The sequence below is a fragment of the Pseudomonas sp. FSL R10-1339 genome (genome assembly GCF_009600545.1).
Taxonomy (GTDB): Bacteria; Pseudomonadota; Gammaproteobacteria; order Pseudomonadales; family Pseudomonadaceae; genus Aquipseudomonas; species Aquipseudomonas bubulae.
Window position 1 is genome coordinate 1 of sequence record NZ_WIVQ01000009.1, and the last position, 21,591, is coordinate 21,591.

Annotated in this window: 23 protein-coding genes; 11 read left to right on the plus strand and 12 right to left on the minus strand. The window is 57.7% G+C overall.

What is annotated here, in order from left to right; all coding sequences use genetic code 11:
• Both GHO03_RS04825 and GHO03_RS04830 read right to left on the minus strand, forming a co-directional pair.
• The coding region (locus GHO03_RS04825; RefSeq protein ID WP_256668412.1) for a fatty acid desaturase at window positions 1-862 on the minus strand (862 nt) is incomplete at its 3' end.
• A gap of 445 nt (window positions 863-1,307) precedes the next feature.
• Entirely contained in the window at window positions 1,308-1,643 is a 336-nt protein-coding gene (locus GHO03_RS04830) for a hypothetical protein (RefSeq protein ID WP_130872522.1), read from the minus strand.
• A gap of 169 nt (window positions 1,644-1,812) precedes the next feature.
• Here GHO03_RS04830 and GHO03_RS04835 point away from each other — a divergent pair, with 169 nt between their 5' ends.
• A complete protein-coding gene (locus GHO03_RS04835; protein WP_133144886.1) occupies window positions 1,813-2,331 on the plus strand; it encodes a DUF4142 domain-containing protein in 519 nt (172 codons plus the stop codon).
• 63 nt (window positions 2,332-2,394) lie between these two features.
• On the opposite strand, the gene GHO03_RS04840 is transcribed toward GHO03_RS04835, so the two are convergent.
• The 3 genes from GHO03_RS04840 to GHO03_RS04850 all read right to left on the minus strand — a co-directional run bounded on the left by GHO03_RS04840 (window position 2,395) and on the right by GHO03_RS04850 (window position 4,436).
• Complete coding sequence (locus tag GHO03_RS04840) at window positions 2,395-2,691, minus strand: DUF6388 family protein (RefSeq protein ID WP_133144887.1); 297 nt, start codon at window positions 2,689-2,691, stop codon at window positions 2,395-2,397.
• 76 nt (window positions 2,692-2,767) lie between these two features.
• Window positions 2,768-3,970: an MFS transporter gene (locus tag GHO03_RS04845; RefSeq protein WP_153399303.1), complete on the minus strand. Its 1,203-nt coding sequence runs from the start codon at window positions 3,968-3,970 to the stop codon at window positions 2,768-2,770.
• Between the two features lie 148 nt (window positions 3,971-4,118).
• Window positions 4,119-4,436, minus strand: a complete 318-nt coding sequence (locus GHO03_RS04850) for a YqjD family protein (protein ID WP_095002252.1) — start codon at window positions 4,434-4,436, stop codon at window positions 4,119-4,121.
• Between the two features lie 166 nt (window positions 4,437-4,602).
• Between GHO03_RS04850 and GHO03_RS04855 the strand changes: the two genes are divergently transcribed.
• On the plus strand, window positions 4,603-4,857 hold the full coding sequence (locus tag GHO03_RS04855; protein WP_095002251.1) for a hypothetical protein: 255 nt from the start codon (window positions 4,603-4,605) through the stop codon (window positions 4,855-4,857).
• 109 nt (window positions 4,858-4,966) lie between these two features.
• Here the strand turns inward: GHO03_RS04855 and GHO03_RS04860 are convergent, their stop codons facing one another.
• The gene (locus GHO03_RS04860; RefSeq protein ID WP_133144888.1) at window positions 4,967-5,449 is read right to left on the minus strand and encodes a GreA/GreB family elongation factor; all 483 of its coding nucleotides are present in this window, start codon (window positions 5,447-5,449) and stop codon (window positions 4,967-4,969) included.
• Window positions 5,450-5,575: 126 nt separating this feature from the next.
• On the opposite strand from GHO03_RS04860, the gene earP reads away from it, so the two are divergent.
• The 3 genes from earP to GHO03_RS04875 all read left to right on the plus strand — a co-directional run bounded on the left by earP (window position 5,576) and on the right by GHO03_RS04875 (window position 8,220).
• Window positions 5,576-6,709 carry an elongation factor P maturation arginine rhamnosyltransferase EarP gene (earP, locus tag GHO03_RS04865; protein ID WP_095019386.1) on the plus strand — a complete coding sequence of 378 codons (1,134 nt, stop codon included), beginning with the start codon at window positions 5,576-5,578 and terminating at the stop codon, window positions 6,707-6,709.
• Window positions 6,710-6,758: 49 nt separating this feature from the next.
• Complete coding sequence (locus tag GHO03_RS04870; protein ID WP_016780001.1) at window positions 6,759-7,331, plus strand: elongation factor P; 573 nt, start codon at window positions 6,759-6,761, stop codon at window positions 7,329-7,331.
• Between the two features lie 139 nt (window positions 7,332-7,470).
• A complete protein-coding gene (locus GHO03_RS04875; RefSeq protein WP_176465201.1) occupies window positions 7,471-8,220 on the plus strand; it encodes a sulfite exporter TauE/SafE family protein in 750 nt (249 codons plus the stop codon).
• Here the strand turns inward: GHO03_RS04875 and GHO03_RS04880 are convergent.
• Complete coding sequence (locus GHO03_RS04880) at window positions 8,210-9,067, minus strand: LysR substrate-binding domain-containing protein (RefSeq protein ID WP_153399305.1); 858 nt, start codon at window positions 9,065-9,067, stop codon at window positions 8,210-8,212. The genes GHO03_RS04875 and GHO03_RS04880 overlap by 11 nt on opposite strands.
• A 96-nt stretch (window positions 9,068-9,163) precedes the next feature.
• On the opposite strand from GHO03_RS04880, the gene GHO03_RS04885 reads away from it, so the two are divergent.
• The gene (locus GHO03_RS04885) at window positions 9,164-9,343 is read left to right on the plus strand and encodes a DUF1127 domain-containing protein (RefSeq protein WP_133144889.1); all 180 of its coding nucleotides are present in this window, start codon (window positions 9,164-9,166) and stop codon (window positions 9,341-9,343) included.
• Between the two features lie 124 nt (window positions 9,344-9,467).
• Here the strand turns inward: GHO03_RS04885 and GHO03_RS04890 are convergent, their stop codons facing one another.
• Window positions 9,468-10,814 (minus strand): class II 3-deoxy-7-phosphoheptulonate synthase, encoded by a 1,347-nt coding sequence (locus GHO03_RS04890; RefSeq protein ID WP_095024006.1) that lies wholly within the window; start codon window positions 10,812-10,814, stop codon window positions 9,468-9,470.
• Window positions 10,815-10,971: 157 nt separating this feature from the next.
• On the opposite strand from GHO03_RS04890, the gene GHO03_RS04895 reads away from it, so the two are divergent.
• Together GHO03_RS04895 and GHO03_RS04900 are read left to right on the plus strand one after the other, a co-directional pair.
• Window positions 10,972-11,727 carry a spermidine synthase gene (locus GHO03_RS04895; RefSeq protein ID WP_095002245.1) on the plus strand — a complete coding sequence of 252 codons (756 nt, stop codon included), beginning with the start codon at window positions 10,972-10,974 and terminating at the stop codon, window positions 11,725-11,727.
• Window positions 11,728-12,099: 372 nt separating this feature from the next.
• The gene (locus GHO03_RS04900; protein WP_095002244.1) at window positions 12,100-13,770 is read left to right on the plus strand and encodes a DEAD/DEAH box helicase; all 1,671 of its coding nucleotides are present in this window, start codon (window positions 12,100-12,102) and stop codon (window positions 13,768-13,770) included.
• Between the two features lie 99 nt (window positions 13,771-13,869).
• Here the strand turns inward: GHO03_RS04900 and GHO03_RS04905 are convergent, their stop codons facing one another.
• Window positions 13,870-14,637: a class III extradiol ring-cleavage dioxygenase gene (locus GHO03_RS04905; protein WP_153399307.1), complete on the minus strand. Its 768-nt coding sequence runs from the start codon at window positions 14,635-14,637 to the stop codon at window positions 13,870-13,872.
• Window positions 14,638-14,738: 101 nt separating this feature from the next.
• On the opposite strand from GHO03_RS04905, the gene GHO03_RS04910 reads away from it, so the two are divergent.
• Window positions 14,739-15,398 (plus strand): thiopurine S-methyltransferase, encoded by a 660-nt coding sequence (locus tag GHO03_RS04910; protein WP_133144890.1) that lies wholly within the window; start codon window positions 14,739-14,741, stop codon window positions 15,396-15,398.
• Between the two features lie 60 nt (window positions 15,399-15,458).
• On the opposite strand, the gene htpX is transcribed toward GHO03_RS04910, so the two are convergent.
• A complete protein-coding gene (gene htpX, locus GHO03_RS04915; protein WP_088379295.1) occupies window positions 15,459-16,346 on the minus strand; it encodes a protease HtpX in 888 nt (295 codons plus the stop codon).
• A 313-nt stretch (window positions 16,347-16,659) separates the two neighbouring features.
• A complete protein-coding gene (locus tag GHO03_RS04920) occupies window positions 16,660-17,871 on the minus strand; it encodes a pyridoxal phosphate-dependent aminotransferase (RefSeq protein ID WP_095002241.1) in 1,212 nt (403 codons plus the stop codon).
• Between the two features lie 222 nt (window positions 17,872-18,093).
• On the opposite strand from GHO03_RS04920, the gene msrB reads away from it, so the two are divergent.
• Window positions 18,094-18,489, plus strand: coding sequence for a peptide-methionine (R)-S-oxide reductase MsrB (gene msrB, locus GHO03_RS04925; protein WP_095002240.1), 396 nt, complete (start codon window positions 18,094-18,096; stop codon window positions 18,487-18,489).
• A gap of 17 nt (window positions 18,490-18,506) precedes the next feature.
• Window positions 18,507-18,992 (plus strand): glutathione peroxidase, encoded by a 486-nt coding sequence (locus tag GHO03_RS04930; RefSeq protein WP_095024004.1) that lies wholly within the window; start codon window positions 18,507-18,509, stop codon window positions 18,990-18,992.
• 142 nt (window positions 18,993-19,134) lie between these two features.
• Here GHO03_RS04930 and GHO03_RS04935 read toward each other — a convergent pair whose 3' ends face one another.
• Complete coding sequence (locus tag GHO03_RS04935) at window positions 19,135-21,483, minus strand: response regulator (RefSeq protein ID WP_133144891.1); 2,349 nt, start codon at window positions 21,481-21,483, stop codon at window positions 19,135-19,137.
• Between the last annotated feature and the right edge of the window lie 108 nt (window positions 21,484-21,591).

A 21,591-nucleotide genomic window follows, 5' to 3' on the forward strand; every position in this document is an offset into this window, starting at 1 on the left:
ATTTCGCGGTCAATAGCGCCAAATTCAGCGGGATTTTCAACTTACTGCGCGGTTGCGGCAAGTTGATCGGAGCTTCCTTAGAGCTGATAAAAAACAGGCAGAACTGACGGATGATATTGGGCGCGACGATAATCACCACTGCAGCATTGACCACCTGTATCAGCAGTGATGCGGCAGCAGAGAGCTCAACGGTGAGGCCCATCAGCGAGTTCACCCATGTGTAGAGGTGGTAACCCAGGAATATATACCAGCAGCCCCAGTACAGAAGCCCCATGGGCGCATTCAACCGAAGCACCTTGACGGTCAACCTGATTTTTTCTTGCCAGGTCGGTGCGATCAGGGCATTGACAATGCCAAAGACAAAACCGTCGATGAGTTTTAAAAAGCGCTTGGCCCCCCACTTGCTGCCGCTGGTGGTAATCCAGGCTTCAACATCGGTGTCGGTGCCGGATTCTTTGTGATGATGAAAGTGCAGTTCACGCCGTAACCAGGGGCTGGGCATACCGGGGCGGGCTATCCAGCACAGCAGCATCATCAGGTTGTGCGCCACGGGGTGTTTTCTGAAATACAGGCGATGAATCAAGTCGTGTTCAAGTTCATGAATAAATGACGTCAACAACGCATTGATTACAATACAAAGCCAGCCGGGAATAAGCCCTTTTATATACAGTGTGCCCGTTATTATCATGCCAGTTACAGAAACAGCCATCACGCTGGCGCCTATGGCATTCTGGAAACCCAGTACGCGATAGCGTTTACGTAGCTCATTACTGTGCTGTGTGATTTTTTGAGTAACGTCGTTAATTAAATCCTGCTCGGTTTTTGGCAAAGTCGTACTGGGTGCTCGAGAGTCAGTGTTCATCACTTCATCCTTTGAAGACGATGGGTTGGGATCGCTTCACTAGAAAAGCACATTTATTTTATTGGGCAAGTTTTAATGTTTTTATGGCGGTTTGGTCGGACGAGCGGATATATATCGTTATATTGTCGGACAATAACTTTGTGGCGCGGGGTTAACTTTTGCGTCGGGTTAAATATCGGCCTGAAAACTAACGTTTGATATTATGTAACTGGCCTGAACCGAATTGTTGCGAATGCTCGGTCGTGTGGCGCCGGGATTGAAGGATTACTACCCGGTAGTGCCATTGAACGCTCCCATTCGAGCTCAAATGGATTTAGACGATGATAAGGCTGCTCCCCCTTTGGCGTGCTGTTGCTGAATGCGGGCTGCGCGCAGGCCCGGCAGTACACGCCACCTGCCGGTGCCCCCGGGCGCAGCGCTACCCGGTCACGGCCCAAGACTTGATTCAGGAAGGCGGACTGTTCAGGTCCAGTTCTCTGGAAATTGCTTGTTCCGCTTTCACGAATGCTGGGGTTTTGCCGGCATCGGCATAAATCTCTTCACCTTCTTCAATCCTGATGACCTCAGAGCCCTTCACATAGGGCATGGCCTGCTCTGCTTGCTCAAGCGCGCAATGAATCAGGCTTTGGGTAATGGTGGCTTCATCCAGCCCGTAGGCTTGGGCGAAAGCCTTGATTTTGACCAAATCACGCTTGTGTAGTGAAAGGTTGTATTCAACCCGCTCACTGGACTCCTGAGATCTGGACTCCCAGTTGTCGAGCATGGCCCTGAAGGCGTCCATATGGCTTCTCCTGTTTGGCGCAAAGTGTTGCTGGACAGTATGGCTCAGGGTTCGCTGAAGTGCCTTCAGTTGCCATCCGTCAGAAAAAACAGCTTTGATTTAAACCTTTGCCATCACGTGCCTTCAGATTCTGTGCAGGGAATAAACCTGCCTTTTTCTGGAGGACGTTATGAAACACCTGATTGGCCCCAAACGCTTTGTGGCAGGTTGTGCCCTGGTCTGCTCCCTGATCGTGGCGGCCACAGCAGTCGCAGCCAGTCCGGCAGACTTTGTTGATGAGGCTCATGCAGCAGGGATTGCGGAGATCGAGACCAGCCGTATGGCGATCAGTAAAACCTCTTCGACGGACATAGAAAGCTATGCCGTGGAAGCCATCAAGGACCATACCAATGCCAATCGGGATTTGAAGGATCTTGCCAGCCGACTGGGCCTGCAGGTGTCCAGCGATGAGCAGATACTCGACAAGGCGAAAAAGCTGATGCTGCAAGTGCAGGAGGGCGATTCGTTCGACGCGGCCTATGCGGCCAACCAGGTCAAGGCCCATGAACAGGCCATCGAGTTGTACAAGGAGCAGGCGCAAAATCCCGAGTCACCGGAGTTGCAGGCGTTTGCCGAAAAGTATCTGCCCAAGCTGGAAATGCATCTGCTGATGGCGCAAAAACTGGTGGATGCCCACCAAAAGTCCTGATCCTTTAAGTGCAAAAACGCCCGGTGAGTGATCGACCGGGCGTTTTATGCAACGTGGCGTGGCTCAGACCGCGATTTCGTTGAACCCGCAGTACTCTTCCCAGCTCATGTCCAAGGCTTCGGCGACTTCCTGATGCACTTCAAGGCGCATGCTCTTGAGTTCTTCGGGGGAGCGGGCGATCAGTTCCAGGGCCAGTTCCCAGGCTTCCAGGCCGCGGCTTTCGGCTTCGTCTTCAAAGGCCCACAAAATCTGTTGCTGGCGATCCTCGGCGCTCAGCTCTTTCATTTCGTCGATCAGTTCAGGGTGCGCCTTGATAAAAGTATCCAGGGCCAGTTCGTTACGGGATTCTTTAGGGATCATATGGCGTCTCGGATGGTCAGGGCATTTTTCGCATGCTAGCGAGTTCGCATTACGATGAAAAGTGCCATATAGCTGCTTAGCCCACCGGTTGCAGCTTGCTTTCGCGCTGCAGGCTGTAGCCCCATACCGCCAATGCCAGTGTCGCGACCACGGCGCCGACCACGACAATACCGTCCCAGCCATAGGCCGGGTAGGTCTGCGCACCTACCAGTGAACCCAGTGCGCCGCCAATGAAATAACAGGTGATGTAGCCAGCATTCAGGCGGTTGCGGGCTGCCGGGCGGACTTTGAACACCGCGTTCTGGTTGCTCACATGGACCAGTTGCACGGCAAAATCCAGGGCCAGCACACCGATCAGCAAAGCCACCAATGAATGCCCGGCAAATGCCATGGGCAGCCAGCAGGCCAGTAGCACCAGCAGGCCAGCGGTGGTGGCCTGTTGCCCCTTGCCGCGATCAGCCATGCGTCCGGCCCAGTTGGCCGCTACCGCACCGACGGCGCCGGCCAGGCCGAACAGACCGATCACCGCGTCCGAGTAGCTGTAGGGTGGTACCGCCAGCAAAAAGGCCAGGGGGGTCCAGAACAGGGCGAACAGCGAGAAGGTCAGCAGGCCCAGCAGGGCGCGCAGGCGCAGTACGGGTTCTTCGATAAACAGAGTGAACACCGACTTCAGCAGTTTTGGGTAGCTCAGCCCGGCGCTTTGATGGTGGTTGGGCAGGGCGCAATACAGCGAGATGGCACTGATCAGCATCAAGGCGGCAGCTACCAGGTAAATGGTGCGCCAGTCACCTGCCGATGACAGCGCGCCCGCTACGGTGCGGGCCAGCAAAATGCCCAGCAACAGGCCACTCATCAGTGTCCCAACGACCCGACCACGGCTTTGCGGGTCGGTCAGGCTGACCGCCATGGGCACCAGCACCTGGGCCGATACCGAAAACAGTCCGGTCAGTGCCGTGCCGATCAACAGCCACGTCAACGAAGGGGCAAATGCGCTTAGCAGAAGGCCCAGGGCGCTGAGCACGGTCATGGTGACGATCAGTCGGCGTTGTTCGAACAGATCACCCAGCGGCACCAGCAGTAACAGGCCAGCGCCATAGCTGAGCTGGGCAGTGATAACCACGGTACCGGCGCTGCCCATGCTCAAGCCCAGTTGCTGGGCGATGGTATGCAGCAGGGGTTGGGCGTAATAGTTGCTGGCAACAGCCAGGCCGGTGGCGGTGGCCATCAGCAGAATCAGGGCGGTGCTAAGAGGTTTTGTTGCAGCAGTAGACGTGGACATTGACTGTCTCGTTGGCATGGGGAATGCGACGAAGTATCAGAATGTCAGCGGAGAATGTCACTGAATATGTCGGCGGTTTTAAATTTTAAACCGCACAGCCCCTGGCAATAAACACCAGGGGCTGTGCAGGCAACAGTGGCAGCCGATGTTAGTTGCGACGCCCCAGCAGCAGGCCAACGACCAGACCGAAACCGGCCGAGATGGCCACGGTCTGCCATGGATGGCCACCGATGTAGCTTTCCGTGGCGTCGACCACAGGCTTGGTGCGCTCGCGCACGTTGGTCACTGAATCCAGTGCCTGCTTGAGCTTGAGGCTCACCTGGGCACGCAGGGTTTCGCCTTCTTCACCGACCAGGGACACGCTGTCCTTGAGCAGTTTTTCAGATTCGGCAATCAGGTCTTGCAGTTCGCTGAACGCTTGATCCTTGATTTGATCTTCAGCTTGTACGGCATTTTTTCGAGCCATTGCGGTACTCCTTGCAGGTTAAAGGGGTGATATGTAATGGAGTCAACCCAATGCTAAAAAGTTGCATCTGATTTGCGCCTGAGCTGACAGCGTAGTCAAAAACCAGACTGAGACACTTCTTTGTAGGGTGTAAGATGTCACCTAATTAACACCGCAGGAAATTCACATGAGCTTCAACCTCGCCAACAAGCCTCTCGCAGAGCGTGCAGCGCTTGAAGATGAAAAATCCCGTTTGTATGACCTTTGGCAGAGCAACCTGGGCAAGGCCAAAGGGGATGCGGCGCGTTTGTTTGGTGAACGTGCCAAGCGCAAGGGCAAGTGGGCTGAATGGGTGCGCTCGGAACTGGACGCCATGTCACCGCCGGAATACGCCAACATGGTGCGCAGTGAGTTGAACCGCATGGTGGCTGCTGCCAAGTAAGGCATGCATCAAACTTTGGTAGGAGCGGGCTTGCTCGCGATTCAGCTGCCGCGGTTTATCTGCGTGACCGGGGCGATACTATCGCGAGCAAGCCCGCTCCCACAGTTGTCTAGAGCGTTTCGCAAACGCTAAACACCTGTACCGCACCGCCTACATTGATCTGCACTTCATCATCAAGCTGTTTGCCCTGCAAGGCGGCCCCCAGGGGTGAGCGCGGGGTGATGACGGTGACCGTCTGCCCGCTGTGGTCGAGCTTGAGCCCGGCGGCATCGGGGGCGAGGAACAGCCACTGTTCGCTGCCATTTTCCGCTTCCAGCTTGACCAGAGCTCCGATCTGAATGCCCTGCGCCGGGTTGTACGGCGCAAGGGTCATGGCCCGGCAGTTTTTCAACGCCTGGCGAATTTCCTCAACCCGGCGTGCCTGTCCTGTGGCCAGATATGACGCTTCCAGGCCGAGGGTGTCGTATTTGTTCTCGGCGATGTTTTCCGCATGGGTGGCCGCTTCATAGGCGGTTTGCGCCGCGCGCTGGAGGACATCGAGGTCGATTTCGAGTTTCTCCAGCATCAGCAGGTGCACAGCAGTCTTGTTCATGGTCGCAGCTTGATAGTGACGAACGCCGATTGTCGCACGAGTGCCGCGCAGATTAATCCGTCTCAAGACTTCTGTACGCAGCCAATTATGCGGACAATCCCCCCCTTTTGAATGTTGGAGCCCGGTATGAAAGCCTCCTGGGATATTTTTTGCAGCGTGGTCGATAATTACGGCGACATCGGGGTGACCTGGCGTCTGGCCCGGCAGTTGGTGGCCGAGCATCAGCAGGGCGTACGGTTGTGGGTCGATGACTTGCGAGCGTTTGTGCCGTTGTGCCCCGAGGCGGATGTCGGCGCTGCGCAGCAATGGCAGCAGGGGGTTGAGGTTTGCCAGTGGCCGGCGCAGTGGCCGGCGACGGAGGTTGCCGACGTGGTGGTCGAGGCCTTTGCCTGCAAACTGCCTGAAGGCTATCTGCAGGCGATGAAGGCTCGCGAAAAACCGGCGTTGTGGATCAATCTCGAATACTTGAGTGCCGAAGACTGGGTCAGCGGCTGCCACGGCCTGCCATCGATGCGGCCTGACGGTTTGAAACGGATGTTTTTCTTTCCGGGGTTTGATGCCGGTACTGGCGGGCTGTTGCGTGAGGCAGACTTGTTGCAGCGCCGCCACGCCTTTGAGCAGGACCCGCAGGCCAAGCAGGTATTTTTGCAGGGGCTGGGGGTTTGCCCGGCGCACAATGCGCGGCTGATTTCATTATTTGCCTATGAAAATACCGGCCTGGCCAGCTGGCTGGATGCAATGGCGGCGGGGGCCGGGCCGACCCACCTGCTGGTGCCACAAGGACGGATCATGGGTGATCTGCTGCAGTGGCTGGGTATTGAGCAGTTACCCCTGGGTGCGGTCGAACAGCGCGGGGCGTTGACCGTTCAGGCGTTGCCGTTCGTCAGGCAAGAGGATTACGACCACCTGTTATGGAGCTGTGATTTCAACGCAGTGCGCGGTGAAGACTCGTTTGTGCGGGCGCAATGGGCAGGGCGCCCCCTGCTGTGGCATATCTATGAGCAGGAAGAAGACGCGCACTGGGTCAAGCTCAACGCATTCCTCGACCTCTACGTCAAAGGCCTTTCGCCACAGGCCGCCCGGGCGGTTACCGGGCTTTGGCATGCCTGGAATGCTGGCGCCGAGATGGGCGAAAGCTGGAATGGGGTGCTCCAATGCTGGCCTGAAATCGCTGCACACGCTGAACAGTGGTGTCTGGAACAGTCATTACAGGCTGATCTTGCGCAAGCGCTAGTACTGTTTTATAGAAATTGGATATGATACGCGACCTAGATTTTTGTAAATCTCAATCCAAATTCGGATATTCGTAATGAAAACTGGTAAAGAGCTTAAACCCGGTACAGTCATCAAGCTCGAAAACGACCCTTGGTTGGTTCAGAAAGCTGAATTCACCAAGTCCGGTCGTAACAGCGCGATCATGAAGACCAAGCTGAAAAACCTGCTGACTGGCTACAAGACCGAAATCGTATACAGCGCTGACGACAAGCTGGAAGACGTGATCCTGGATCGCAAAGAAGCGACCCTGTCCTTCATCAGCGGCGACACCTACACGTTCATGGACACCACTGACTACACCATGTACGAGCTGAACGCTGAAGACATCGAAGCCGTTCTGCCATTCGTTGAAGAAGGCATGACCGACGTTTGCGAAGCGATCTTCTTCGAAGACCGTCTGGTATCCGTAGAGCTGCCGACCACTATCGTGCGTCAGGTTGACTACACCGAAGGTTCCGCTCGCGGCGACACTTCGGGCAAGGTGATGAAGCCTGCCAAACTGAAAAACGGTACCGAGCTGAGCGTTGCTGATTTCGTTGAAATCGGTGACTGGATCGAAATCGATACCCGTGACGGTGGTTCCTACAAGGGCCGCGCCAAGGTTTAAACCTTGCGTTAACCGCACGATGAAAAAGCCCGGCCTTGATGCCGGGCTTTTTTTTGCTCGATGAAAAAGCCCCGGTTCTGCGCTTTGCCCGGCGCCGGGGACTGGTTAGCATGGGTGCTCACAACGAGGGGTGGTAATGCTGATCGATTTTGTAATGTATGCAGCCTTGGGTATCGCCATGGGGGCGCTGGGCGGGTTGTTCGGAATTGGAGGCGGTCTGATCGCGATCCCGGTATTGGGGTTGTGGTTCGGTCTGGACCAGCAATTGGCGCAAGGCACGGCCCTGGCCATGTCGGTGCCCAATGTGTTCTTGGCGTTGTACCGCTATCAGCAACGCAACAGGATCAATTTGCGTCAGGCATTGCCGCTGGTGCTGATGAGTTTTTGCTTCGCCTGGTTGGGCGCGATGCTCGCCGTTGGCGTGGATGCGCGGATCATTCGCTGGGGCTTTATCGTCTTTTTGCTGGCGATCACCCTCTATAACCTGATCAAAATGTACACCTCGCCAGCCCCGCCTGTGGCCGGTTCACGCTATGGCTGGCCGTGGTTCGGGGTGCTGGGTGCCGTGGCAGGCACGACCGGCGGGCTGTTTGGTGTCGGTGGCGCCGTGGTGGCGGCGCCCGTGCTGACCAGTGTGTTCGGCACCACTCAAGTTGTGGCCCAGGGCCTGTCACTGGCCCTTGCTGCGCCAAGTACGGCGGTGACTTTGCTGACGTATGCAGTGCATGACGAGGTCAACTGGGCCATGGGCGTGCCGATGGCCATTGGTGGGCTGTTAAGCATCAGTTGGGGTGTCAGGCTGGCTCACGCTTTGCCGGAGCGCCTGTTGCGCGGCCTGTATTGTGCTTTCTTGCTGCTGTGCGCGGGGTTGCTGGCGCTCAAAGCTTGAAGCCTTCGACGATGTATTCGGCAAAGCACTCAATGATCGGTGACGACGCGCTGTTGGCTTTGCGTAACAGCACAATACTGGCTGAGGGAAGCTCCGGCAGGTTCTCGGCCGCGCCGATGATGTGCAGGTCGGGCGTCAGCAGGCTTTGTAGCTGAGCGGTGACGGCGAGCCCGGTGCTGACCACGGCGTTGATCGCCGCGAGGCTGGCACTGGTGTAGGCAACCCGGTATTCACGTTGTTGAATATCCAGGGCATTACAGGCCCAGGTCCGGCAAAAACAGTCGGTATTGAACATTGCCAGGGGCAGGGGTGTTTGTTCATGGGGCGAAAAGCCTTGGGCCACCATCCAGACAAAGCGTTCCTGGCGCAGGATCTGGCCCATTTCGGTACCGGGTTTGCGGGTCACGATCGTCAGGTCCAGATCATTACGCTGCAACAGCTGGGATGACGGCTCGCAATGTACCTCGACGTTGATCAGCGGGTAGTCCTGGGCAAAGCGCGACAATACGCCGGGCAAAAAACGCATCACGTAATCATCCGGCGAACCTATCTTCACCGTGCCCACCATCTGTGGTTGGCGCAGGGTGTTGAACACTTCGCTGTGCAGCTTGAGGATGCGCCGGGCATAGCCGAGCAGCACCACGCCTTCCTGGGTCAGGCTGACACTGCGCCCTTCGCGCTGGAACAGCGCACATTGCAGCACGTCTTCTTCCAGGCGCTTCATCTGCATGCTGACCGCCGACTGGGTGCGATTGACCGCTTCGGCGGCGCGGGTGAAGCCGCCGTGATCGGCGATGGCGGCAAAGGTGCGCAGCAGGTCGGTGTCGATGCTGGGAAATTCAGCCATTGATCAATCTCGCAGATGTATCGCATAAGAAACATTCGTTGGATTGATCTTATGCCCGCGCAGACACTTGAGCCATACCACAGGAGGGCTCAAGTGATGAAAGGTCAAATAGACGTAGTGTGGATTGCCCGGATTTCGCGCTGGTATCAATTGTCGCGGGAGCGGGCGTGCTTGCGGCAGATCAGTGATGCGGCGCTCAAGGACCTTGGGTTGAGCAGGGCGGATATCGAGGCCGAAAGCCATCGGGCTTTTTGGGATGATCCGTTTAACAGGTGAGGGCGCGGTGTTTGCTGCCCCTCACCCCAGCCCTCTCCCTAAGGGAGAGGGCGCTGATTGTCGGTGTTCTTGAAACCGCGTGCGGTCAGTCCCCTCTCCCTCCGGGAGAGGGTTAGGGTGCTCTTCAGCGTTTGACCTGCTTCAGCGTCTCGGCAATCAAAAACGCCAGTTCCAGTGACTGATCGGCATTCATCCGCGGGTCGCAGTGGGTGTGGTAGCGATCCGACAGGCTGTCTTCGGTAATCGGATTGGCACCGCCGATGCATTCGGTCACGTTCTGGCCGGTCATTTCGATATGAATGCCACCTGCGTAACTGCCTTCGGCATCGTGAACCTGGAAGAACTGTTTCACTTCACCCAGTATTTGCGCGAAATCACGGGTCTTGTAGCCGCTGCTGGCCTTGATGGTGTTGGCGTGCATCGGGTCGCAACTCCACAGCACCTGCTTGCCTTCGCCTTCTACCGCGCGGATCAGCTGCGGCAGGTGATCGCCCACTTTGTCGGCACCCATGCGCACGATCAGGTTGAGGCGGCCCGGATCGTTATCCGGGTTGAGGATATCGATCAGGCGGATCAGGTCTTCGTTGTTCATGCTCGGGCCGACCTTGACCCCGATCGGGTTGTTGACCCCGCGCAGGAACTCGACATGGGCGCCGTCCAGCTGGCGTGTGCGGTCGCCGATCCAGAGCATGTGTGCCGAGCAATCGTAGTAATCGTTGGTCAGGCTGTCGCGGCGTACGAAGGCTTCTTCGTAATTCAGCAGCAACGCTTCGTGGGCAGTAAAGAAGCTGGTTTCGCGCAGTTGCGGCGAGCTGTCCATGCCGCAGGCACGCATAAAGGCGAGGGTTTCATCGATACGGTCGGCCAGCTGGCTGTATTTCTCTGCCAGGGCCGAGTTGGCGATGAAGTCCAGGTTCCACTTGTGCACCTGGTGCAGGTCGGCAAAGCCGCCCTGGGCAAAGGCGCGCAGCAGGTTCAGGGTGGCGGTGGACTGGTGATAGGACTGCAGCAGGCGTTCTGGGTCTGGCACGCGGCTTTTTTCATCAAAGCCAATGCCGTTGACGATATCGCCTCGATAGGCAGGCAAGGTCACGCCGTTGATGGTTTCGTCATTGGCCGAGCGCGGCTTGGCGAATTGCCCGGCCATGCGCCCGACCTTGACCACCGGGCACCCTGCCGCGAAGGTCATGACAATGGCCATTTGCAGCAGGACCTTGAACGTGTCACGAATCTTGGCTGCCGAAAACTCCGCAAAACTCTCGGCACAATCACCGCCCTGAAGCAGAAACGCCCTGCCTTGAGTGACCTCGGCAAACTGTCGGCGCAGTTCCCGGGCTTCGCCAGCAAATACCAGTGGCGGGTAACTGGCCAGGCTTTGCTCGACGCGCAGCAGGTGCGCCGCGTCAGGGTAGTGGGGTTGTTGCTGGATCGGCAGGGCGCGCCAGCTGTCAGGGGTCCAGATTGGGCTCATCGCAGACTCTAGTATTTGTTGGAGATGGCCCATGTTAGCAGCAATTAGTGCGTGACCTGTTGCGCCGCAATGGCCGACAATCGCGCCTTTGCGCTCGATATCGAGTGGCTGTTTTTTCAGCGCCGCGGGTAGTACCGGGGCGCGGCAAGGAGAGGAAATGTCTGAGGAGCGCGTAGAGCGTCTGCTCGCCGAAGTTCATGATGACTTCGGCATGATTCGAGTGCTGGAAGTGGCTGACTACCGTTTCCTCGAATTCGGCGATGCGATCGAGCAAAGCTGCGTGTTCACTGCTGACCCCAGCTGGCTGGAATACGACTACACCCGCGCCATGCTGATTGGTGCGTTGTGCCATGACGCTCCGGAAAGCGCACTGTTTCTGGGGTTGGGTGCCGGAACCCTGACCCAGGCCTGTCTCAAGTTTTTGCCCCTGGAAGATGTCGAAGCCATCGAGCTGCGCCCGGATGTGCCGCGTCTGGCCATCGAATACCTGGGCCTGGATGATGATCCGCGTTTGTATATTCGTATCGGTGATGCCCTGGAGCTGCTGGACAGCGCCGAGCCCGCGGACCTGATTTTTGTCGATCTGTACAACGATCTTGGACCGGCAGCGGGTCACCTGGCCTGGACATTCCTTGAAAACTGCCAAAAGAAGCTGGCCCCCAATGGCTGGCTGATCATCAACCAGTGGGCCACCGACGATGGCAAGCCGCTGGGGGCTGCGTTGCTGCGCGGCCTGTATCACCGCCATTATTGGGAGCTGCCGGTCAAGGAGGGTAATGTCATCCTGATGGTACCTGCTGATCTGGAACAGGCACTCGATATCGACGCGCTGACAGTCCGGGCACAAGTCCTGGCTCCGCGTCTGGGTTATTCGCTGGAGTCCCTGATCAAGGCAATTCGCCCGGCGACTTGATGCCAAGCGGTGAAACGTTTTAGCGTTTCACCCAGAGTGGCCCGGCACGAAAAGCTTTTTCAAGGACGAAAAAAAACGTTAAAGCCCGGTCCACAGAGGGATACAGACGATTTTGTGGCAAAAAACCCCTTCTTTTTTTTGATAAATCCGGTATAGTGCGCGCCGGCCTTTAGCCGGGCCACGTTTAGGTGTCGCATTTCCCGAAGCACGCTTCGGCTGCTCGTCCGTTTCGCGGACAACCCTGAACGCTCCATTCATTTAAACGTTTTCGCAAATCCCCGCCGACAAAGCAGCCAGGGCGACTCTTGAGTCTTACACGGCATGCGCAGCTTTGGAGCATGGGTCTTTGCGGATGCACTTAGAGGCAGACCCATGACCCAGGAAACCGGCGGCTTCGCCGCTTTTAATCTTAATCCGAACATTCTTTCTGCTGTCATCGCGACTGGCTACGAAGAACCTTCGGCTATTCAGCAGCAATCGATCCCGATCATCATGGCCGGTCACGACATGATTGGTCAGGCGCAAACCGGTACGGGTAAAACCGCCGCGTTCGCCCTGCCGATCCTGCACCGCATCGATCCTGCTAAGCGCGAGCCGCAAGCCCTGATCCTGGCGCCAACCCGTGAGTTGGCGCTGCAAGTAGCAACCGCTTTCGAAACCTACGCCAAGCAAATGCCGGGCGTTACCGTTGTGGCCGTTTACGGCGGCGCCCCTATGGGTCCACAACTGAAAGCAATCCGTAATGGCGCACAGATCGTTGTCGCCACTCCGGGCCGTCTGTGCGACCACCTGCGTCGTGACGAAAAAGTGCTGTCGACCGTGAACCACCTGGTTCTGGACGAAGCTGACGAAATGTTGAAACTGGGTTTCATGGACGATCTTGAAGTTATCTTCAAGGCACTTCCGCCAACCCGTCAGACCGTATTGTTCTCGGCAACCTTGCCGCAGTCGATCCGTGCCATTGCCGAACGCCATCTGCGCGATCCGCAACACGTGAAGATCCAGACCAAGACTCAGACCGTTACCGCGATCGAACAGGCTCACCTGTTGGTTCACGCTGACCAGAAGACCTCGGCTGTATTGAGCCTGCTGGAAGTTGAAGATTTCGACGCCCTGATCATGTTCGTTCGCACCAAGCAAGCGACCCTGGATCTGGCCAGCGCCCTTGAAGCCAAAGGCTACAAAGCTGCTGCGCTGAACGGTGACATTGCCCAGAACCAGCGTGAGCGCGTTATCGACTCGCTCAAGGATGGCCGTCTGGACATCGTTGTGGCAACCGACGTAGCGGCACGTGGTCTTGATGTTCCACGTATCACTCACGTGTTCAACGTTGACATGCCTTACGATCCAGAGTCCTACGTTCACCGTATCGGCCGTACTGGCCGTGCCGGTCGCGAAGGTCGCGCACTGCTGCTGGTGACTCCGCGTGAGCGCCGCATGCTGCAAGTGATCGAGCGTGTAACCGGTCAGAAAGTTGCGGAAGTCCGTCTGCCGGATGCCCAGGCTGTTCTTGATGCCCGCATCAAGAAGTTGACCAACAGCCTGACGCCGCTGGTCGCTGACGCTGAATCGACTCACGGTGATCTGCTGGATCGCCTGATTGCCGATATCGGCTGCAGCCCGCGTGCCCTGGCCGCTGCTCTGCTGCGCAAGGCAACCAACGGTCAGGCCCTGACCCTGGCAGCCATCGAGCGTGAACGTCCACTGGTGCCTAACAGTGCACCGCGTGAGCGTTCCGAGCGTTCGGGTGACCGTCCTGATCGTGGTGATCGCGAGCGTCGTGCTCCGGTTCCATTGGCTGAAGGCCGTGCACGTTGCCGTACCGCGCTGGGTGCGCGTGACGGTATCGCTGCCAAGAACCTGCTGGGCGCTATCCTCAACGAGGGTGGCCTGGCTCGTGAAGCTATCGGTCGCATCCAGGTGCGTGACAGCTTCAGCCTGGTAGAACTGCCGGAAGCCGGTCTGGAAGGTTTGCTGGCCAAACTGAAAGACACCCGCGTTGCTGGCAAGCAGTTGAAACTGCGTCGCTACCGCGAAGATTAATCACTCTTGCAGTGATTGATCGCTAAAAAAATCCCCGCCTGGTGCGGGGATTTTTTTTGTCCGGGATTTGTATTTGCTGGCCTTTGTGGGAGCGGGGCGCTAGCCAAACCGGTAGATATCCATCCCCAACGCACCCAGTGTCCAGCCCTGGTGGGCAATGCTGAACTGGCCGCCCGCGGCACGGGCAAAATACAACGGCAGCAGGTGCTCGTCGCTGGGGTGGTTTTTAGCGGCGAAAGGCGCCTGTGTGCGGTAGGCATGCAGCGCCGTTTCGTCATCAGCCGCCAGTTTGTCGATCATCCAGTCACGAAACGCCTTGGCCCAGGATTCAATGCTCTCAGGGCCTGCGTGCCAGTCCAGTTCGCGCAGGTTGTGGGTGATGCTGCCCGAGCCGATGACCAGAATCCCCTCGCTGCGCAAGACCGCCAGTGCATGGCCTACCCTGGTCTGGCCCGCCGGGCCCAACTGGCTGGGCAACGAGACCTGCACCACCGGGATATCCGCATCCGGGTACATCAAGGACAGTGGCACCCAGGCGCCATGGTCAAAAGGGCGTCTGGCGTCCAGTCGCGCCGGCAAGCCGTTGTCTGCCAGTAATTCCACAATGTTCGCGGCCAACTTCGGGTCGCCGGGCGCAGGGTATTGCACGGCAAACAGTGCTGGCGGGAAGCCGCCAAAGTCATGCCAGGTTTCCGGTGACGGGTGGCTGGCGACCCGCAGGTCGGGGCTTTCCCAGTGCGCAGACACCAGCACTATGGCCTTGGGGCGCGGCAGTTCGGCCGCCAGGCGTTTGAGCGCCGGGCCACTGGCGCCCGGTTCCAGTGCTAGCATGGGGGAGCCGTGGGAGATAAACAGGCTGGGGAGCATGAAAGATGTCCTCGAAGTTGAGATGCGTCATCTTCATCCTGATCATTGATCTAAATCCAATATAAGTTTTAGTGCTTATCTATCGAATTTAAAGGTGAATCATGCAGCCCGAATTTTGGCACGACCGCTGGGATCGCAATCAGATTGGCTTTCACCTGTCGCAGGTCAACCCTTACCTTCAGCGCCTTTGGCCGGCACTGGGGGTGGAGGAGGGCGGTCGTGTGCTGGTGCCGCTATGCGGCAAAAGCCTGGATATGAGCTGGCTGGCGGCCAACGGTCATGAAGTGCTGGGCGTGGAGCTGACGCAGACGGCCGTGGAGCAGTTTTTCAGTGAACAACAGGTCGAGCCACAGGTTCGTCAGCAGGGCGCCTTCAAGGTGTACGAGGCGGGTCCTGTGAAGATCCTCTGCGGTGATGTGTTTGCCCTGACTGAGGCTGACGTGGCCTCCTGTGTGGGGTTGTATGACCGCGCTGCAACCATCGCATTCCCTCCCGAGATGCGTGCGGCCTATGCTCGGCACCTGAGCCGGATTCTGCCGCCAAGCTGTCGGGGGCTGTTGATTACCCTGGATTACGATCAGTCGCAAATGAACGGCCCGCCGTTCTCGGTGCCGGACGCCGAGGTACAAAGCCTGCTGTCGCATGCCTGGGCGCTGGAAGTGCTCGAGCAGCCGGATGTACTCGATCAGGAGTGGAAGTTCCTCAAGAGTGGCGTGACGCGACTGGTGGAGCGGGTGTATCGCCTGAGCAAAATCGCCTGAAGCAAAACCCGGGCACAAAAAAGGGCGACCTGGGTCGCCCTTTTTATGTTTGCCGTGGGGTTAGCCGCGGCGACGCAGTGCGTCGATACGTTCTTCCAGTGGCGGGTGGCTCATGAACATCCGCGCCAGGCCTTGTTTGAGGCCGCCGTTGATGCCGAAAGCCGCCATGGTGTCCGGCATGTGCACCGGCAGACCCTGCTCGGAGCGCAAGCGCTGCAGGGCGCTGATCATGGCCGAGGTGCCGGCGAGCTGCGCACCGGCTTCGTCAGCCCGGAATTCACGTTTACGCGAGAACCACATCACAATGGCGCTGGCGAGGAAACCCAGGACCAGTTCGGCGAAGATGGTCGCAACGTAGTAGGCAATGCCGCGGCCCTCGTCGTTCTTGAACACCACCTTGTCGACAAAGTTGCCGATGATTCGGGCAAAGAACATGACAAAGGTGTTCACCACGCCCTGCACCAGCGCCAGGGTGACCATGTCGCCGTTGGCAACGTGGCCGATTTCGTGGGCCAGTACCGCTTTTACTTCATCGGGCGAAAAACGCTCGAGCAAGCCCTGGCTGACTGCGACCAGTGCATCGTTTTTATTCCAGCCCGTGGCAAAGGCGTTAGCCTCGTATGCCGGGAAAATCCCCACTTCAGGCATCTTGATCCCGGCTTCGCGGGACAGTTGTTCAACGGTTTGCATCAACCATTGTTCATGACGAGTACGAGGTTGTGTAATCACCTGGGTGCTGGTGCTCATCTTCGCCATCCATTTGGATATGAATAGCGAGAACAGAGACCCTGCAAAACCAAAGACCGCACAGAACACCAACAGCTGACTGAGGTTCAGATCAACCCCGTTGGCCGCCATGAACCCGTCAAAGCCGAACAGGCTCAGGGTGATGCTGGCAATCAGCACGACCGCCAGGTTAGTGGCCAAAAACAGCAGAATGCGCATCATGGTTGTATGAATCTCCTCGTCTTAAGGGTGTTGCCGTATGCGGGGTATATAAGGTGCTGTCACAGGCTATTCAACCAGGTGACTATTTCAAACTGTGTCCTGCAGCCTGATTTTAGTAGTTTGCTGGGAATTTCCTAATATGAAGGAGCGTTTTTTTTGGCCAAAAGTTCCACTGAGCGCCAGTAAATAAAGGGCTTTATGGTTTTCATGAGGCTATTGAAGGCGGGGGAGGTCCGTAAAGACGCAGAATGAAGAATGTTTCATCAGACACATGTTGTGCGACTTTTGATTGGTCGCACAACATATTCAGAAACTACTGACGATAAGTCTTCAGAAAGTTACCGATCCGGCCAATGGCCATGTCCAGCTCGTCGACACGAGGCAGGGTCACGACGCGGAAGTGATCCGGCCACGGCCAGTTGAAGGCGGTGCCTTGTACCACCAGCAGTTTTTCCGAGAGCAGGAGGTCCAGCACGAATTTCTCGTCGTTGAGGATCGGGCACACTTTCGGGTCGATACGCGGGAACGCATACAACGCCCCCATCGGTTTCACGCAACTGACACCGGGGATCGCGTTGAGCAGTTCCCAAGTGCGGTTCCGTTGCTCAAGGAGGCGTCCGTTGGGCAGTACCAGATCATTGATGCTCTGGTAGCCGCCCAGTGCGGTTTGAATGGCGTGCTGGCTGGGCACGTTGGCGCACAGGCGCATGTTGGCCAGCATGTCGATGCCTTCGATATAGCCCTGAGCGTTTTGCTTGGGCCCGGAGATGGCAATCCAGCCCGAGCGGAAACCCGCAACCCGGTACGACTTGGACAGGCCGTTGAAGGTCAGGCACAACACGTCAGGGGCCAGTGAAGCGGTGCAGATATGCACCGCGTCGTCGTAGAGGATCTTGTCGTAGATCTCGTCCGAGAACACCACCAGATTGTGCTGGCGGGCAATCTCGAGCATGCCCAGCAGGACTTCCTTGGAGTACACCGCACCCGTCGGGTTGTTCGGGTTGATGATGACCATGGCTTTGGTGTTTGGAGTGATCCTGGCTTTTATGTCCTCAAGATCAGGCCACCAGTTGGCTTGCTCGTCGCACAGGTAGTGCACCGGATGGCCGCCAGCCAGCGTCACGGCAGCGGTCCACAGCGGGTAGTCCGGTGCTGGTACGAGAACTTCGTCGCCATTGTTGAGCAGCGCCTGCAGCGACATCACGATCAGCTCGGACACGCCGTTGCCCAGGTAGATGTCTTCGATGCCGACACCTTCCACCTGCTTTTGCTGGTAGTACTGCATGACTGCCTTGCGGGCGCTGAACAGGCCTTTGGAGTCGCTGTAGCCCTGGGCTGTCGGCAGGTTGCGGATCACGTCCTGGAGGATTTCGTCCGGCGCTTCAAAACCAAAAGGTGCCGGGTTGCCGATGTTCAGCTTGAGGATGCGATGGCCTTCCTCCTCCAGTCGTTTGGCGTGCTTGAGCACCGGGCCGCGAATGTCATAACAGACGTTGGCGAGCTTGTTTGATTTGCTGACCTGCATGGCGATGTGATCCCGAAAATGAACGATCCAGGCGATGTGATGACCACTGCTCTGGGAAATTCTGTGTTTGCACACAGTGGCTAACACCGCTTTGCTTCAAGAATCCGTTTGAATGCAGCTAGGGCGGGTGCCAGACTGGTGATTAACGAGGCGCAATCATACGTGCCACCCGATCCCTGGAAAAGCCACCGGTCGGGGTTTTTCAGTGACAGAGGCAGAACCATGGAAAAGTTGAACAAAACCCTGGACGAATGGAAGGCCATGCTCGACCCGGAGCAATACAACGTGTGCCGCCTCAAAGGCACCGAACGGCCGTTTTCGGGGAAATACAACGCCACCAAAACTGACGGTGTCTATCACTGTATCTGCTGCAACGCGCCGCTGTTTGACTCCAGCGCCAAGTTTGACTCTGGCTGCGGCTGGCCGAGCTTTTCCCGGCCCATTGGCGACAGTGCGATGGTCGAGATCCGTGACGTCAGCCACGGCATGGTGCGTACCGAAGTGGTCTGCGCCAAATGTGATGCGCATCTGGGCCATGTGTTCCCTGACGGTCCGCCCCCGACCGGGCTGCGCTACTGTATCAACTCGGTGTGCCTGGACCTGGTCCCTCGCGTCTGACTTCTTGAGGTGTTGCCATGAACGATAACCTGCTCGATATTGCCTGTACCACGCTGGTCGGTGAGCAAAAGGCCCTTGGCGATTTCGGCGGCAAGGCGCTGCTGGTGGTCAATACGGCCAGCAAGTGCGGCTTTACCCCACAGTACAAAGGGCTGGAGGCGTTGTGGCAGCAGTACAGGGATCAAGGGCTGGTGATTCTGGGCTTCCCCTGTAACCAGTTTGGCAAGCAGGAGCCGGGCGACGAAGCGGCCATTTCCGGGTTTTGCGAGCTGAATTTTGGTGTGAGCTTCCCGCTGTTCAAGAAGGTCGAGGTCAATGGCCCCCAGGCTCATCCGTTGTTTGTCCAGCTCAAGAGGCGTGCGCCGGGGCTGTTGGGCTCGCAGGTAATCAAATGGAACTTCACCAAATTCCTGGTCAGTGGCGATGGCAAAAGCGTAAAGCGCTATGCCCCGACCACCAAGCCTGAGGCGCTCAAGGCCGATATCGAAGCGTTACTGGGTTAAAATCGCTCTATCTGTAGCCGCTGACGAGTGGAACGAGGCTGCGATCGGCGGCGCAGCCGTCGCAAATCCTGAAAACCGTGTCTGTCTGGTGCACCCTGGTGCATCATTTTGCGACCGCTTCGCGCTCGATCGCAGCCTCGTTCTACTCGTCGGCGGCAACACGGTTGGTGTCTCTGTCTCGCCTTTGCGGCACCCATACCTCAATCAACGCCGCCAGCTCTTCGCGCCGAAACGGCTTGGCCAGATAATCGTTCATCCCCGCCGAACGGCAGCGCTCGCGCTCTTCGGGCATGGCATTGGCGGTCAGGGCGACGATGGGCAACTTGGGCCAGCGCCCGCGATGGCGGATTTGCCGTGTGGCTTCGTAGCCATCCATGACTGGCATGTTGCAGTCCATCAACACCAGGTCAAAGGTCTTCTGCTCCAGCCGACTCAGCGCCTCGCCGCCGTGGCTCGCAACCACCACTTCACAGCCCAGCTTGCTCAACATGCCCTTGGCCACCAGCTGGTTGACCGGATTGTCTTCGACCAGCAGGATTCGCGCGCGGTGTACCGCAGGAGTATTCACGGTTTGAGTGCCCTGTACCTCGCTGTCGTCCTTGAGCAACAAATGTTGCAAGGTCTTGTACAGTGCCTGACGCGACAGGGGCCGGGCTTTTTGTTGCAGGGGTGCCAGCGCATTGACCTGGTCACCGGGCATAAAGTTGCCATACGCGGTCACCAGCAGGATCGGCGCACTGATGGCCGGGCGCAGGCCAAACAGGCACTCGGCACAGTCGGTAATCAGTAACTGTGGATGGGTGTCGGTCAGTGAGTCGTCCTGGGAGTAGCGTGTGTAGTCCAGCCCCCACAGGGGCAAAAAACTGCCAAGCATTTCGCTCAGCCCGCTGCTCGCTGCACTCACCACAATAACCCGGCCGGACAACGGCTTTGGCTGGATGGCGGGGGTATGGCAGGGCAGGGGGAGTTCGGCGCAGAACTGGCTGCCAAAACCGACTTCCGAGCTGATGGTCAGGCGTCCGTGCATGACTGCGCACAGACTGTTGGTCAGGGTCAGACCAAGCCCGGTGCCACCATACTGGCGGGTGATGCCGGCCTCTGCCTGAGTGAAGGGGCTGAAAATTCTGGCCTGGGCCTCCTGGGCGATGCCGATGCCGGTGTCGCAAACCTCGATACGTACCTGATCGCCTTGCGCGCTGAGCCGTACATCCACCCGCCCGAATCGGGTGAATTTCAGCGCGTTGGACAACAAATTGCTGACGATCTGTCGAACCCGGGTCGGGTCCCCCATGACCAGTGCCGGAAACTGCGGATCGATCAGGCAGGTCAGTTCCACGCTGGGTGCGGCGTTCTGTGACAGCAGGTTGGCGGTATCTTCGATCAGCGTGCCCAGGTCGAAGGCAATATGTTCAAGCTCCAGTTGGCCCGCGTCGAATTTCGACAGGTCGAGAATGTCATTGAGCAGCTCGACCAGAACCTTGCCGGAGTCATGGGCAATCGACAATTGCTGGTGTTGCTCGGCATTCAGCGGGCTGTCCAGGCACAGCGCCAGCATCCCGAGCAAACCATTGAGCGGGGTGCGTATTTCATGGCTCATATTGGCCAGAAACGCTGAGCGTGCCTGGGCCATTTCCAGGGCAGTAGTGCGCGCAGCCTCAAGCTCTTCATTGGAGTGGCGCAGTTGTTCGTTGCTGGCCTCCAGTTCCTGGGTGCGCACAGAAACAATGGTTTCCAGCTGTGCCAGGTACTCGGTCAGGGTGTTTTCGGCGCGGCGTCGGTATTCCATTTCACGGGCCATGGCCTCGAACTGCTGATTGGCAGCGTTCACCAGTACGCCAATTTCATCGTTTTCGTGACCGCTGGGGCAGTGCACTTTCGACTGCCCCGGATCTGCGGGCTTGCCATCGCTGATCTCACGAATCACTCGCACCAGCGGCTTGGTCAGCATGACGTAAAACAGGCCCAGAAGAATAAAGGTGAGCACGATGCTGCGAATAAAACCGCTGAGCAGTGTGACTTCCGCCCGCTGCAAAAACCGCTTGCCGAAGGGGTAGGTATCCACCTCAAGGTGCAAGACGCCCATGCTTTGTTCGGGGAGGTGATTGAAGTACAGTCGCTGGTCAAATGAGCGGTTGGCACCAAACAGAGAGTCGCTCAGCGCCCGATAACGGCCGGTTTCAGGCAAATCCTGCACCGCCGAGAGCACCAGATAGTCGTTGTCGAGCAGTTGTGCGGCGGTGATCGCCGGTGAGCGCACCAGCCCCTGCAAAAGCTCTTGGGCAAGCTCCGAATCAAGGTTGTAGGCAATGCGTGATGCCGGGTTGTGACTGATCTCCAGCAGCGACTGGATTTCGCGATCGATGGCGGCGTTTTCACTGGCATAATCGATGCCGATTTGCAGCAGGCTAAGCAGGGTCCCCAATATCAGACCGACCAGCACAGTCAGTTTGGCTTGCTTGAAAGACAGGCGGTGGGTGATTTTTATGTCCATTGGGGGTGTTGCACCTGTTTCCATTTCCTTGCGGCGTGCAAGAGTAGTCGATTCGTGGGTCAACCGGCAGGCATTACTGCGGTATTTGCGACCTGGCGATGTGAGTCG

Bases quoted from the DNA above. Each gene is read 5' to 3' on its own strand.
- GHO03_RS04830 (WP_130872522.1), bottom strand. From the start codon at position 1,643: ATGGACGCCTTCAGGGCCATGCTCGACAACTGGGAGTCCAGATCTCAG.
- GHO03_RS04835 (WP_133144886.1), top strand. From the start codon at position 1,813: ATGAAACACCTGATTGGCCCCAAACGCTTTGTGGCAGGTTGTGCCCTG.
- GHO03_RS04840 (WP_133144887.1), bottom strand. From the start codon at position 2,691: ATGATCCCTAAAGAATCCCGTAACGAACTGGCCCTGGATACTTTTATC.
- GHO03_RS04845 (WP_153399303.1), bottom strand. From the start codon at position 3,970: ATGTCCACGTCTACTGCTGCAACAAAACCTCTTAGCACCGCCCTGATT.
- GHO03_RS04850 (WP_095002252.1), bottom strand. From the start codon at position 4,436: ATGGCTCGAAAAAATGCCGTACAAGCTGAAGATCAAATCAAGGATCAA.
- GHO03_RS04855 (WP_095002251.1), top strand. From the start codon at position 4,603: ATGAGCTTCAACCTCGCCAACAAGCCTCTCGCAGAGCGTGCAGCGCTT.
- GHO03_RS04860 (WP_133144888.1), bottom strand. From the start codon at position 5,449: ATGAACAAGACTGCTGTGCACCTGCTGATGCTGGAGAAACTCGAAATC.
- earP (WP_095019386.1), top strand. From the start codon at position 5,576: ATGAAAGCCTCCTGGGATATTTTTTGCAGCGTGGTCGATAATTACGGC.
- GHO03_RS04870 (WP_016780001.1), top strand. From the start codon at position 6,759: ATGAAAACTGGTAAAGAGCTTAAACCCGGTACAGTCATCAAGCTCGAA.
- GHO03_RS04880 (WP_153399305.1), bottom strand. From the start codon at position 9,067: ATGGCTGAATTTCCCAGCATCGACACCGACCTGCTGCGCACCTTTGCC.
- GHO03_RS04885 (WP_133144889.1), top strand. From the start codon at position 9,164: ATGAAAGGTCAAATAGACGTAGTGTGGATTGCCCGGATTTCGCGCTGG.
- GHO03_RS04890 (WP_095024006.1), bottom strand. From the start codon at position 10,814: ATGAGCCCAATCTGGACCCCTGACAGCTGGCGCGCCCTGCCGATCCAG.
- GHO03_RS04895 (WP_095002245.1), top strand. From the start codon at position 10,972: ATGTCTGAGGAGCGCGTAGAGCGTCTGCTCGCCGAAGTTCATGATGAC.
- GHO03_RS04900 (WP_095002244.1), top strand. From the start codon at position 12,100: ATGACCCAGGAAACCGGCGGCTTCGCCGCTTTTAATCTTAATCCGAAC.
- GHO03_RS04905 (WP_153399307.1), bottom strand. From the start codon at position 14,637: ATGCTCCCCAGCCTGTTTATCTCCCACGGCTCCCCCATGCTAGCACTG.
- GHO03_RS04910 (WP_133144890.1), top strand. From the start codon at position 14,739: ATGCAGCCCGAATTTTGGCACGACCGCTGGGATCGCAATCAGATTGGC.
- htpX (WP_088379295.1), bottom strand. From the start codon at position 16,346: ATGATGCGCATTCTGCTGTTTTTGGCCACTAACCTGGCGGTCGTGCTG.
- GHO03_RS04920 (WP_095002241.1), bottom strand. From the start codon at position 17,871: ATGCAGGTCAGCAAATCAAACAAGCTCGCCAACGTCTGTTATGACATT.
- msrB (WP_095002240.1), top strand. From the start codon at position 18,094: ATGGAAAAGTTGAACAAAACCCTGGACGAATGGAAGGCCATGCTCGAC.
- GHO03_RS04930 (WP_095024004.1), top strand. From the start codon at position 18,507: ATGAACGATAACCTGCTCGATATTGCCTGTACCACGCTGGTCGGTGAG.
- GHO03_RS04935 (WP_133144891.1), bottom strand. From the start codon at position 21,483: ATGGACATAAAAATCACCCACCGCCTGTCTTTCAAGCAAGCCAAACTG.